This window comes from Providencia rettgeri, from assembly GCF_023205015.1.
GTDB classification, from domain to species: domain Bacteria; phylum Pseudomonadota; class Gammaproteobacteria; order Enterobacterales; family Enterobacteriaceae; genus Providencia; species Providencia rettgeri_E.
Genome location: NZ_CP096258.1, coordinates 4,182,200 through 4,195,112, shown reverse-complemented (window position 1 = coordinate 4,195,112; position 12,913 = coordinate 4,182,200). Strand labels below are relative to the sequence as shown.

Here is a 12,913-nt window from a genome sequence, read left to right as displayed (position 1 = left end):
AAATTAGCATCCCATATCGATTGAAATTAATGCTTCTAATAAAGCATTATTATCTGCGCTATTAGCTATACAGACCTTTTGCCATCCGCCTCTGCGGGCTTGGTCTGCAATCCGTTCACTGACGACAAGTAGGCGGCGGGAAAACCACCAAGTTTGGTATTCTTCAGTGATTAATTCGTCTAACAAGGCTAACATTTGACCACTCGTGATCACAACATCTGTAATACCCGTTTGAAACCATTGCTGATTGAACAGGGCTCTATCATAGTAAACGGGATGCCTTGTATAACATTCACAATAGCTGACTTTTGCGCCCCTGGCCCTTAATGTTGATGCGAGAAGCTCTCGTCCGCCATTTCCTCGTAATAATAGAGCATTTTTCCCTTCGAGAAATTGAAGTTCAGGGTGTGTTAGTAGTACTTCACTGGTTTCACCTTGTTCAGCCCAACTTATGCTTTTTCCTGTTACTTGTTGAAAATACTGCCCTGTAGAGCGGCCAATTCCATAGTAAGATAACTTATCTGACCAGCTACGCGCCATTTGTTCAAGTGTTAAATTTGCATATTCGACTGCATTTTTAGATAAAAGAAAGACTAAATCATTTTCAGTAAGGCTATCAAGTTGAGGTATAAGGGTATTTAATTCAGCACCGGGTCCAATGCGAATTAAAGGGGAGGAGAAGGCTTCCCCCCCTTTGGCGGTGATTGCCGTGATCAGCTCTGAACCTGCAGGTTCAGGGCGAGTGACAAGCACTTTCATGCAGGCGGGTTTCCTTGATAGACATCCGCCAAAATTTCCCTTGCACCACGCTCAAGTAATTCTTCAGCCAAGGATACCCCTGCTTGGTTAGCTTCGCTTGGAGAAACGAGCCGTTCCCCACGAATAATAACACTGCCGTCTGGGGCTCCCACCAAGGCACGCAGCCATATTTTGTCATCTTGCCAAATAGCATAACTGCCAATAGGGACTTGGCAACCGCCTTCAAGGCGCATATTCATCGCACGTTCCGCAAGGACACAAGTTGAGGTTGCGTCATTATTTAGCTTCGCAAGTAACTCGCGGGTTTTACTGTCATTTAAACGGCATTCGATGCCGACAGCGCCTTGGCCAACCGCAGGTAAGCATTGTTCAGGAGCAAGAGCGGTTTTAATTCGCGTTTCTAATCCCAAACGTTTTAACCCTGCAACGGCCAAAATAATAGCGTCATATTCACCGTTATCTAATTTTGATAGGCGTGTTCCCACATTGCCGCGCAAGTCGCGAATGACTAAGTCAGGGCGAAGTTCCCTTAATTGGCATTGACGGCGTAAACTCGATGTCCCAACGATACTGCCTTCTGGTAATGCATCAAGACTATCGTAGTGGTTTGAGACAAAGGCATCTCGAGGGTCTTCGCGTTCACAAATCGTGACTAACCCTAAGCCTTCAGGAAATTCAACAGGGACATCTTTCATAGAGTGAACGGCAATGTCAGCGCGCCCTTCCAATAAAGCAAGTTCTAGCTCTTTGACGAACAGCCCTTTTCCGCCAACTTTCGCGAGAGGTGTATCAAGGATGATGTCACCTTTTGTCACCATAGGCACGAGTTCAACCAGCACACCTGGGTGAAGTTGCTCTAATTTGTCTTTGACAAAGTGTGCTTGCCATAGGGCTAGAGGGCTTTTGCGCGTAGCAATACGCACGATATTTGTTGATGTCATTTTACTGTTTTCTCTGGCGAAGAATGCCGCAGATTAACCATACAATTGGCATTAGTTTTAACATGTTAAGGATATTTTTTCCAGTTAGGTGAAAAAACCCTCTTCGGATCGTTTATCGCCGATTTACTTTTTCTACCATGATGCAAGAAAGTGATTAAAAATGAGATGACCTAGAATCGTTATTAAGTCCTTTCTTTAGCTTATCGTGCTATTTTTTGCGTGGAACATTCTGTGTTTTCTGTTAATTCGTGTTGAAGCGTGTAAGCACAGACGCTGTGCGTATTGTACTTAATATCATTCTATTTTGTTGTTTTACTAGACTGCTGGGTAAAAAGAAATTATTCCATTGAAAAACAAGGGATATTTTACAGATTAAAAAATAAAAAGTCTTTTTATACAATATGTTGAAAAGCATTTTGTATCAAAAATAAGCGCGTAAAATTATGTGATCTACTTTACCCTTTTGATGCAAGGTGTTAAATTGATCACGTTTCCGACAATCCATTTGAAAATTATTTTAAATCTATCTCTATCTGTTGGGTGCTGGGAAATTCTCCGGTTTGTATTACTTTCATTCAATCAGGCGTAACCTTTGTATCTCTATATTGAAACCTTAAAACAAAGACTGGATGCGATAAACCAATTACGGTTGGAACGTGCAACAGCTTCTATGAGTGAAGCCTTCTCGAAGGTTTATAGCTTGCTGCCTGTCTTGTTTCATTATCATCACCCAATGATACCTGGTTTTATTGAAGGTAATGTGCCTCATGGTGTCTGTTTTTTCTCACCTGATGCAGAGCAAATGAAGTGGTTGGAACAATTTGAACGCTTTTTACCTATTGAAACTGCCACGAATGGCGAATTACCCATCACAGGTATTTATTCGATGGGGAGTACCTCTTCTGTTGGACAAAGCCAATGCTCAGATATTGATGTGTGGGTTTGTCACCCCTCTTGGTTGGATCACGAAGAAAAACGGTTCTTACAAAAAAAATGTACACTGATTGAACAGTGGGCAGCGTCTTTAGGCATTGATGTCACTGTTTTTTTAATCGATGAAAATCGTTTTCGCCATCATGCCAGTGGGCATATCGGTGGAGAGAACTGTGGTTCAACGCAACACATCCTACTATTAGATGAATTTTATCGAACGGCTGTGCGTATGGCGGGCAAGCGTTTATTGTGGACGATGGTACCCGTTGAGGAAGAACAGCATTACGATGAATATGTTATGGGGTTATACGCGCAAGGGGTATTAACGCCTAATGAATGGCTTGATTTAGGCGGGTTAAGCGAACTTTCTGCCGCGGAGTATTTCGGTGCAAGCCTATGGCAGTTGTACAAGAGTGTCGATTCCCCCTATAAGGCCGTATTGAAGAGTATTTTGTTGGAATCCTATTCATGGGATTACCCTAACGGCAAATTATTAGCGATGGAGTTTAAGCGTCATTTACATGCTGGCGAAATTGTGTGTTATGGCTTGGACTCATACTGCTTAATGTTAGAGCGTGTGACACGTTACCTGACTGAAATTAATGATTTAACTCGTCTTGACCTTATCCGTCGTTGTTTCTACCTAAAAGTGTGTGAAAAACTGTCTGAAGAAGACGCTAACACGTGTTCAGGCTGGCGCCGTGATGTGTTGTCTCAGTTGGTTGAATCATGGGGTTGGGGGGAAGCACGTTTGTCGATACTCGATACACGTAATCAATGGAAAATTGAGCGTGTCCGTGAGGCGCATAACGAGTTACTTGATACGATGATGCAAAGTTATCGTAACCTTATTCGCTTTGCGCGGAGAAATAATTTAAGTGTTAGTGCAAGCCCACAAGATATTGGGGTATTAACCCGTAAATTATATGCGGCTTTCGAGGCTCTTCCTGGTAAGGTGACATTAGTTAACCCCCAAATTTCACCTGATTTAAGCGAAGCGCATCTCACCTTTATTTATGTGCCTGAGGGGCGCGCTAACCGGAGTGGTTGGTATCTGTATAACCAAGCGCCAAATATTGATGCCATTATTGGCCATCAACCTCTTGAATATAACCGCTATTTAAATAAATTAGTGGCGTGGGCGTATTTTAATGGTCTACTGACTGAGACAACCCAAGTTTATATGCATAATGGGAAGTCCCAGTGTGATGAACGAAAACTGCTTGAATTAATGCACGATGTTTCAAGCCATTTCCCTATTAGGTTACCCGCTCCAACGCCAAAAGCGCTTTATAGCCCGTGTGAAATTCGCCATCTGGCAATCATTGTTAACTTAGAAAAAGACCCAACACAGGTCTATTCTGAGCAAGTTGTTCATGTTGATTTTAGAAAACTGGATATTTTCAGTTTTGGCGAATCACAACAATGTCTGATCGGTAGCATTGATTTGTTATATCGTAATTCGTGGAATGAGGTAAGAACGCTACATTTCAGCGGAGAACAGTGCATGTTAGAAGCACTTAAAACCATTTTAGGGAAAATGCATCAAGATGCGTCACCTCCTGAAGCGGTCGAAGTGTTTTGTTATAGTGAGCACTTACGTGGGTTGATTCGTACCCGTGTACAACAGCTAATTTCTGAGTGTGTTGAATTGCGTTTATCGAGCAACCGAAATGACCCTGGGCGTTTTAAGGCATTACGTATCGCGGGGCAGACATGGGGTTTATTCTTTGAGCGCCTGAATGTTTCCGTACAAAAACTTGAGAATGCGGTTGAGTTCTATGGGGCTATCTCCCATAACAAGTTGCATGGCTGGCCCGTTAAACTTCAGGCGAAGAGTGACAACCATTTGCCTGCGGTTGTCGATGGCTATGCAAGTGAAGGGATTGTACAGTTTTTCTTTGAAAATACGGCAGATAATACCAGTTTTAATATTTATGTTTTAGATGAAGCGAATCGGGTTGAAATCTATTCCCACTGTGAAGGATCGAAAGAAGATCTTGTCCGTGATGTGAGTAAATTCTATTCTTCTTCCCATGATCGGTTTACCTACGGTGCAAACTTTATCAACTTCAATTTACCTCAATTTTACCAAATCATTAATCAAGATGGTAAAAACCAAGTTGTTGCCTTTTCTGGCGGGACATGGCCATTTACGGCAGAAGATGATGACATTGGGTATGAAATGCATTCTAGCCAACCGCAGCACCCACAAGCGCACTATTATTGATGGTAGGCAGTAGTATAACGCTGCCCACCGTTTAAATTCATAAGGCTTAGAATGAAAAGGGCTCTTGGCTTTGGAAAGCAATTGCCTCGGCTAGTTTAGCCTTAAACTCATGTCCTGAACGGTCACAAACCCAATGACCTTGTTGATAATCATAATGGTATCCACCTTGCTTCGTTGCTAACCACATTTGGTGGAATGCCTCTTGTTTGTTGATAATAATTTTACTGCCATCTTCAAAGCTAAGGGTCATCACGCCACCATTGATTTCACAATCAATATCGGCATCACCTTCATAATTATCTAAATGCTCTTCGATGCTGTTCAGTAGCGCTTCGGCTAACTGATGAAATTCGCTGTCATTCACGATTAATTTCCTGTTTGCTCACAATGATTTAATGAAAACTATTATTATTGATTGAAATTATAGGAGGGGATCGGCATTGGGGTCAATCTAAGCATACCTACTAAAAATTTCAGACTAAATTTAGCCTAAAGTATATAATATCAGCATGCTGAATAAACAGGCGTGATTTGCAAGGCCACTCCTGTTATTGTGTAAAATATCAGATGTCAAAAGTAAGCATTACGGGCGAAAAAGAATGAAAAAAAGTTTAATTGGGCTTAGTGCTCTAGTTGTTTTATTTACCCTTTCTGGCTGCGGCTTAAAAGGCCCGTTGTATTTTCCGCCGGAAGAAACTGCAGCACCGGCTAAGGCATCTGATGTGCAACCCACTGCACAAGACAGTACTGCCAAAGAGCCTGCTCAAACCACAAATAATCAGTAAGTCGCCTCTATGGAGCGTGAAATGCAATTTTCTAAAATGCATGGCTTAGGCAATGACTTCATGGTTGTCGATGGTGTTACACAAAATGTGTATTTTTCGCCTGAATTGATTTGTCGATTAGCAGACAGGCATACAGGCGTTGGGTTCGATCAACTATTATTAGTTGAAGCACCTTATGACCCTGACCTTGATTTTCATTATCGTATTTTTAATGCGGATGGCAGTGAAGTTGCACAATGTGGCAATGGAGCCCGTTGTTTTGCACGTTTTGTTAGGCTAAAAGGCTTAACGAATAAGCAGAAAATTAAGGTCAGTACTCAGTCCGGCCGTATGACATTAACCATAAATGAAAATGATGATGTCAGCGTTAATATGGGCGAACCTGATTTTGAACCACAGAGAGTGCCATTTCGCGCTATCAAAGAAGAAAAGACCTATATTATTCGAGCACAAGAACGTACAGTGTTGTGTGGGGTTGTCTCAATGGGGAACCCGCATTGTGTCATTCAAGTTGAAAGTATTCATACGGCAGAAGTCGAAGTTTTAGGTCCCGCATTAGAAAGTCATGAGCGCTTCCCTGAACGTGCCAATATTGGCTTTATGGAAATTATCAGTGCTGACCATATTCGCTTGCGTGTCTATGAACGCGGGGCTGGGGAAACTCAAGCTTGTGGTAGCGGAGCATGTGCGGCTGTTGCAGTTGGAATTACTCAAGGGCTACTGGCGAAACGGGTTAAAGTCGATTTGCCGGGGGGCTCATTAGATATTTCGTGGGACGGCCCTGGGTCGCCACTTTATATGACAGGCCCTACAACGCATGTTTATGACGGAGTCATTCAACTCTAATTTTGAATAGCCGAAGAGGGAAAAATGGATAAAACCAAAAAAGCACAGGAATTGGTTCATCAAATTGATGAGCTCGATGTCGTGCGCTACTTAACGGAAAACCCCTATTTTTTTCTTCGTAATGCTCAACTGTTGGAACAGCTAAAAATCCCCCATGTTGTGCGGGAGGCTATTTCATTACCTGAATTAGTGATGAGCCGTCAACGGTTGAAAATCAAAGAGCTCGAACAAGATATTCGTTTTATGGTTGAGCAAGCCCATGAAAATGCGGAGCTTTTTGAAGAGTTATTAGTGTTGGTGATTGAAATGTCGTCAGCAGAAAGTTTACAACAAATGCTGTTAGCGTTAAATCGTTGGGCAAAAAAATTAGGTTTATCAGGTGCCCAAGTACGCTTGTTTAGCGATAGCTGGCATTTGTCTGCACCGATGGATGCGCATCAACTTGTTATTTCGCGTCGCGTCTTTGAACCTGTGAGAATTCAACGGTTTGGCGATAATCTTAACTACCTCGGTCGGCTAAATGGCCCTGAAATTCAATTACTTTTACCCGAAGCATTAAATGTGGGCTCAGTCGCTATTTCACTGTTTGGTCATCACGGTGAATCAGGTATGGTCATTTTTACTAGCCGAGATCGTGAACATTACCAACATGATATGGGAACGGTCATGCTGGAAAAAGTTGCTCAAATTCTACCGAGGTTATTATGCCAATGGATAGAACGCCTGTAAAAAATCAGCCAGAAGGGCTGATGAGCCAAATTGAAGCTTTTCTGCATTATTTGCGAGTTGAACGCCGGCTAAGCCCCGTCACTATCACTAATTATCGCCGTCAACTCAGTGTTATCGTGGAAATGTTAGCTTCATTAAATATCCATGAATGGCAAAAAGTAGATGCGACTATTGTGCGTAATATTGCCGCGAAAAGTCGTAAATCTGGCTTGCAAGCAGCAAGTATGGCGTTGCGGTTATCATCGTTGCGTAGTTTTTTTGATTGGATGGTACATCAAGGGGAACTACCAGCAAACCCGGCAAAAGCAATCCATGCTCCAAAATCCAAAAAGCGTCTCCCTAAAAATATGGATGTGGATGAAGTTTCCCAACTGTTGAATATGGATAGTGGCGACCCCCTTGTTGTACGTGACCGAACAATGCTTGAAGTAATGTACGGTGCGGGGTTACGTTTATCTGAGCTCGTTGGGCTGGACGTTCGCCATCTTGATTTAAATACGGGTGAAGTGTGGGTGATGGGAAAAGGGAGCAAAGAGCGCAGAGTGCCAATGGGGAAAACCGCAGTGAGCTGGCTGCAGCGTTGGCTTGAGATGCGAGAACTCTATGAGCCAGAAGATGACGCTGTTTTTATCTCAACCCAAAGTGGTAAACGTATTTCGAATCGGAACGTGCAGAAGCGTTTTGAGCAATGGGGAATAAAACAAGGGGTTAATAGCCACATTAATCCCCATAAATTACGCCACTCTTTTGCGACACATATCCTTGAATCCAGTGGGAATTTACGTGGAGTGCAAGAACTTCTTGGGCATGCAAATTTATCGACGACACAAATCTATACGCACCTTGATTTTCAGCACTTAGCAAACGTTTATGATGTGGCTCATCCGAGAGCAAAGAGGGAGAAACCTTAATGCATTTTTACCGTCCGTTATCACCCATTTTGGCGATCACGTTTGATTTGGATGACACGCTTTACGATAACCATCCCGTTATTGATAAAACGGAAGAAGAAGTTTTACGTTTTGTTCGTGAATATGATCCGCGCTTTAATCATTTTAATAATGAAGATCTTTATGCTTTTCGGCGCCTTGTTGAAGAACAAGAGCCTGATATTTATCATGATATATCACGCTGGCGTTGGCTTTCTTCCAAAATGATGCTTTGCCATTATGGTTACTCGAAAGAAGCCGCGCAAAAAGGGGCGGATGACATCATGGCGCACTTCACCTATTGGCGAAATAGAATTGATATTCCGCAATCCACCCATGAAACACTGCGTCAGCTTGCAGAGAAAGTTCCGCTGGTGGCGATCACAAATGGAAATGCAGAGCCTGAAGCATGTGGGTTAGGTCAATATTTTCAATTTGTATTGAAAGCAGGGCCCGACGGACGCTCAAAACCATTTTGTGATATGTATCGCTTAGCGGCGAAGCGGCTTGAGATGGAACCACAGTTTATTCTTCATGTTGGCGACAACCTGTTAACGGATGTTGAAGGTGCAATTAATAGCGGTATGCAAGCCTGCTGGATCAACACAAATCAAAAAACACTGATGGAAGAGAAAGAGGGGCGTTTATTACCGCATGTGGAAATTTCGCGGTTGGATTCTCTCTTATCATTGGTATAATCATTTACTGTATAAAAAGACAGTGGGGTTTGCCATTGTCAATAACCTCACAGTGGTGTTAGCCACTGTTTTGCTTTGATGGTAACTATGGACGTCTCTTATCTGCTTGAAGGTCTTAATGACAAACAGCGCGAAGCGGTTGCCGCACCGCGTACCAATTTACTTGTCCTTGCGGGGGCGGGGAGTGGTAAAACTCGGGTGTTAGTGCATCGAATCGCATGGCTGATGTCTGTAGAAAATGCTTCTCCATTTTCAATTATGGCAGTGACGTTCACGAATAAAGCAGCTGCAGAAATGCGCCATAGAATCAATCAATTGATTGGAACCAGTGAAGGCGGAATGTGGATAGGGACATTCCATGGATTGGCGCATCGCCTATTACGCCAACACTATATGGATGCCAATTTACCCCAAGATTTCCAAATTCTCGATAGCGATGACCAGTACCGTTTAATTCGTCGTTTACTCAAGGCGATGAATTTAGATGAAAAACAATGGCCGCCACGTCAGGGTATGTGGTACATCAACGGTAAAAAGGATGAAGGCCTTCGGCCTCAACACATTGAAGCCTACGGTAATCCCGTTGAAGCAACATGGCTAAAAGTATACCAAGCTTACCAAGAAGCCTGTGACAGGGCCGGACTGGTGGATTTTGCTGAGCTATTATTACGTGCCCATGAATTGTGGCTAAATAAACCTCATGTATTGCAGCATTACCGTGAGCGTTTTACGAATATTCTTGTCGATGAATTCCAAGATACCAATAATATCCAATATGCATGGATCCGTGTACTCGCGGGGGATACGGGCAAAGTCATGATTGTTGGTGATGATGACCAGTCAATCTATGGTTGGCGTGGCGCTCAAGTCGAAAATATCCAGCGCTTTCTCAATGATTTTCCTGGTGCAGAAACTATCCGTCTCGAGCAAAACTATCGCTCAACGAATAATATATTAAAAGCAGCGAATACATTGATCGCGAATAATAGTGACCGCTTAGGAAAAAATTTATGGACGGAAGGGGGAGATGGCGAGCCAATTTCCCTTTATTGTGCTTTCAATGAGCTAGATGAAGCGCGCTATGTGGTTGGGCGCATTAAGCAATGGCATGAAAATGGGGGCGCTTTACAAGATTGCGCTATGCTCTACCGTAGTAATGCCCAGTCTCGTGTATTGGAAGAAGCGCTTATCCAAAGTGCTATGCCATATCGTATCTATGGTGGGCAACGCTTCTTTGAACGCCAAGAAATCAAAGATGCGCTCTCTTATTTAAGGCTGATAGCAAATCGCAACGACGATGCTTCTTTTGAACGTGTGGTCAATACACCAACCCGTGGGATTGGAGAGAGAACATTAGATACTGTTCGCCAAACTGCACGGGATCAACAACTGACATTATGGGAAAGTTGTGAGTACTTACTTCGTGAGCAGGTACTCGGTGGGCGGGCAGCCGCTGCAATTGAGCGTTTCTTAGAATTAGTCGATGCATTAGCTAAAGAAACCCAAGATATGCCATTGCATGTTCAGGCTGATCGAGTGATAAATGACTCAGGCCTTCGAGCGATGTATGAACAAGAAAAAGGTGAAAAAGCACAGGCACGAATTGAAAACTTGGAAGAGCTAGTCAACGCGACTCGTGACTTTAGTTATCAAGATGAAGACCAAGACTTAATGCCACTGCAGGCTTTTCTTTCTCATGCAGCATTGGAAGCAGGAGATGGGCAAGCGGATGTCAGTCAAGATGCGGTTCAATTAATGACATTACATTCAGCTAAAGGGCTAGAGTTTCCCGTTGTATTCATTGTGGGGATGGAAGAAGGTATGTTCCCAAGCCAAATGTCGATGGATGAAAGCGGTCGTCTTGAAGAAGAACGTCGCCTTGCCTATGTCGGTATTACCCGAGCAATGGAGAAACTCACGATCACCTACGCTGAAAGCCGTCGTTTATATGGCAAAGAAGTTTATCACAGGCCTTCTCGTTTTATCGGTGAGTTACCAACTGAGTGTGTTGAGGAAGTTCGCTTGCGAGCGCAGGTTTCAAGACCAGTTAGTCATCAACGCCTTGGTACCCCGATTAGCCAAAATGACTCGGGTTATTCATTAGGGCAACGAGTGATGCATCCAAAATTTGGCGAAGGCACGATTATTAATTTAGAAGGTAGTGGTGAGCACTGCCGTCTACAAATTGCTTTTCAAGGCCAAGGGATTAAGTGGCTGGTGGCGTCATATGCGAAGCTTGAGAAACTGTAATAGGCAAGTATAAATAAAGTAGAAATCTGAATAATATTTCTACTTTATTTATTTAAATGAAATATAGGTTTAAAATAATTATAATTTGTTTTTATTATACAAATAATAAATTAGTCATTCCTTTGTCTTTAATATAAGATAAAAACGCAATATAGATATCAAATTATATTTTTAATTATATGAAAATAAAAGGAATTAATATGAAAATTGATTTTAATTTAAATAATTATGATTTTAAAAAAATAGACTCGTTAATTTTTTCTGCTGAAAACCGTTTAAATAAAATTAAGAAACTGAAGTCTTCATTAGTAATGAAAATTAAAGATGAATATGGTTATGAATATTTATCTGAAAAAACAAATATAAATAGTGAAGTGACTGCTAAAATAGATGAGGTAAATAAAGTTATTGAATTTTTTGAAGGTGATTTACTAGCAATGAAAAAACTTGCTAGTAAATATAACAAGGAAAGCATCGGTAATGAAATTGTATATTTTGAGACTAATGAATTACCTAAGTGTAAAATAGAGTTGGAAATAAATAAACAAAATAAAAATATTGGTAGTGACCATAAGATACTAGAAAGTATTTTTGTAATCAAAAAAATCCCTCATGAGACAAAGGAGGTTATGTTAAATAATGAAAAATCTACTTTAGTAAAGATAAACAATGAAATAACTCATCTAAATACATCGTTTAATAAAATTAAAACAGGTATTGTATCTATCTCAATAAATTATCATAACGCTAAACTAAAATCATTGAAAAATAGAGCATCTCAGTTATTAGAAGATGAACGAAAAATTGATTTACAGTTAGATAACATAGAAATTGAGACAATAAAAAATAAAAAAGAGATAGATGATGAAATTGAAAAATTTGTTTCGTCTATAAATGATTTGAAATCTCGTTCGGTACAGCTATTAAATAAAGGAAGAGCTTGGGGTTCCAGTTCGGTTATTACTGATAAATATAGCCAAAAACAGATAGATGAGTCGATGAGAATGCTGGAAGAAAAAGTTTATAAAAATGTAAAAGTATTTGATGAACAATTAAATATGTTTAAAGGCTTAAGTGAGTTGAACGAACATAAAACTAATTCAGAAATAGAAGAAATAAGGTCATTACGTAGCAATATTACATTGTATAGACTAGAAAGCCCTAGCATAGCAAAAGATAAGCATGTATTAAATGAGTTAAGTAGGATAAGTAAACTACAGGAGTCCAATTTACTAAAAGTATCAGACGAATTAAATCAATATATTGATAAGCTAAATATTGAAATAGAAAAACAAGGCGAATTAGAAGTGAAATCAGAGCCTTTTAAAAACTTTCTATCTTTAAATATTAAAAGATATAATGAAGAAATGCATGATATTAAAGAAACTATCAAGGATGTTGAACTTCACTGGTCAATTCGTTCTCAAAAAATGATTGAAAATCAAGATGGTAATGCATTAGTTCTACCTGTAACTCAAAGCGAATTAATTTCAGAACGAATTACGGCTTTCCAATCGGTGGAAGAGGGGAATAGTGAAGTAAATAAAAACCTAGGACAGGTAAGCCTTCTTAACCCAGTGGCACGTTGTTCTTGTGGTGGTATTGGAAGAACTGCATTCTGCTAAGTCAATCAATCATTTAATTTGATTTTATAGTAAGCACTCAATATGGATGGAGTGCTTTTTTACTATGGAATGAGTATGTTATTTATGTGATTTTGAATCTCTTTTCTAGTTTACTCGATGATAACTATCACTATCTTTTTAGTGATTGACTTTGATATGCCGTATTAATCCTCAGGATTTAAGTTTTT

General features: G+C 40.8%; 11 protein-coding genes. 8 read left to right on the top strand and 3 right to left on the bottom strand.

The window, feature by feature from the left end; genetic code table 11:
- Positions 1-3: 3 nt before the first annotated feature.
- On the bottom strand, positions 4-759 hold the full coding sequence (locus M0M83_RS19195) for a uroporphyrinogen-III synthase (protein ID WP_125894323.1): 756 nt from the start codon (positions 757-759) through the stop codon (positions 4-6).
- The gene (gene hemC / locus M0M83_RS19190) at positions 756-1,700 is read right to left on the bottom strand and encodes a hydroxymethylbilane synthase (RefSeq protein WP_248467210.1); all 945 of its coding nucleotides are present in this window, start codon (positions 1,698-1,700) and stop codon (positions 756-758) included. Before hemC ends, M0M83_RS19195 begins: the two co-directional genes overlap by 4 nt.
- Positions 1,701-2,292: 592 nt before the next feature.
- On the opposite strand from hemC, the gene M0M83_RS19185 reads away from it, so the two are divergent.
- On the top strand, positions 2,293-4,863 hold the full coding sequence (locus tag M0M83_RS19185; protein WP_125894319.1) for a class I adenylate cyclase: 2,571 nt from the start codon (positions 2,293-2,295) through the stop codon (positions 4,861-4,863).
- Between the two features lie 46 nt (positions 4,864-4,909).
- Here M0M83_RS19185 and cyaY read toward each other — a convergent pair whose 3' ends face one another.
- Positions 4,910-5,227: an iron donor protein CyaY gene (cyaY, locus tag M0M83_RS19180; RefSeq protein ID WP_125894317.1), complete on the bottom strand. Its 318-nt coding sequence runs from the start codon at positions 5,225-5,227 to the stop codon at positions 4,910-4,912.
- 235 nt (positions 5,228-5,462) lie between these two features.
- Between cyaY and lptM the strand changes: the two genes are divergently transcribed.
- The 7 genes from lptM (at position 5,463) to M0M83_RS19145 (ending at position 12,725) form a co-directional block, all read left to right on the top strand.
- Positions 5,463-5,648, top strand: a complete 186-nt coding sequence (gene lptM / locus M0M83_RS19175; protein WP_004906065.1) for an LPS translocon maturation chaperone LptM — start codon at positions 5,463-5,465, stop codon at positions 5,646-5,648.
- Positions 5,649-5,669: 21 nt separating this feature from the next.
- Positions 5,670-6,494 (top strand): diaminopimelate epimerase, encoded by an 825-nt coding sequence (gene dapF / locus M0M83_RS19170; RefSeq protein WP_248467209.1) that lies wholly within the window; start codon positions 5,670-5,672, stop codon positions 6,492-6,494.
- A 24-nt stretch (positions 6,495-6,518) separates the two neighbouring features.
- Positions 6,519-7,223: a DUF484 family protein gene (locus tag M0M83_RS19165; RefSeq protein WP_125894313.1), complete on the top strand. Its 705-nt coding sequence runs from the start codon at positions 6,519-6,521 to the stop codon at positions 7,221-7,223.
- Entirely contained in the window at positions 7,205-8,134 is a 930-nt protein-coding gene (xerC, locus tag M0M83_RS19160; protein WP_248467208.1) for a tyrosine recombinase XerC, read from the top strand. Before M0M83_RS19165 ends, xerC begins: the two co-directional genes overlap by 19 nt.
- A complete protein-coding gene (yigB, locus tag M0M83_RS19155) occupies positions 8,134-8,850 on the top strand; it encodes a 5-amino-6-(5-phospho-D-ribitylamino)uracil phosphatase YigB (RefSeq protein ID WP_248467207.1) in 717 nt (238 codons plus the stop codon). Before xerC ends, yigB begins: the two co-directional genes overlap by 1 nt.
- Positions 8,851-8,937: 87 nt before the next feature.
- Positions 8,938-11,100, top strand: coding sequence for a DNA helicase II (gene uvrD / locus M0M83_RS19150; RefSeq protein ID WP_248467206.1), 2,163 nt, complete (start codon positions 8,938-8,940; stop codon positions 11,098-11,100).
- Positions 11,101-11,300: 200 nt separating this feature from the next.
- A complete protein-coding gene (locus M0M83_RS19145; RefSeq protein ID WP_248467205.1) occupies positions 11,301-12,725 on the top strand; it encodes a hypothetical protein in 1,425 nt (474 codons plus the stop codon).
- The last annotated feature ends 188 nt before the right edge of the window (positions 12,726-12,913 follow it).

Excerpts from the sequence above, each read along its gene's own strand:
- xerC (WP_248467208.1), top strand. The coding sequence starts at position 7,205 with ATGGATAGAACGCCTGTAAAAAATCAGCCAGAAGGGCTGATGAGCCAA.
- uvrD (WP_248467206.1), top strand. The coding sequence starts at position 8,938 with ATGGACGTCTCTTATCTGCTTGAAGGTCTTAATGACAAACAGCGCGAA.
- hemC (WP_248467210.1), bottom strand. The coding sequence starts at position 1,700 with ATGACATCAACAAATATCGTGCGTATTGCTACGCGCAAAAGCCCTCTA.
- M0M83_RS19165 (WP_125894313.1), top strand. The coding sequence starts at position 6,519 with ATGGATAAAACCAAAAAAGCACAGGAATTGGTTCATCAAATTGATGAG.
- dapF (WP_248467209.1), top strand. The coding sequence starts at position 5,670 with ATGCAATTTTCTAAAATGCATGGCTTAGGCAATGACTTCATGGTTGTC.
- lptM (WP_004906065.1), top strand. The coding sequence starts at position 5,463 with ATGAAAAAAAGTTTAATTGGGCTTAGTGCTCTAGTTGTTTTATTTACC.
- yigB (WP_248467207.1), top strand. The coding sequence starts at position 8,134 with ATGCATTTTTACCGTCCGTTATCACCCATTTTGGCGATCACGTTTGAT.
- M0M83_RS19145 (WP_248467205.1), top strand. The coding sequence starts at position 11,301 with ATGAAAATTGATTTTAATTTAAATAATTATGATTTTAAAAAAATAGAC.
- M0M83_RS19195 (WP_125894323.1), bottom strand. The coding sequence starts at position 759 with ATGAAAGTGCTTGTCACTCGCCCTGAACCTGCAGGTTCAGAGCTGATC.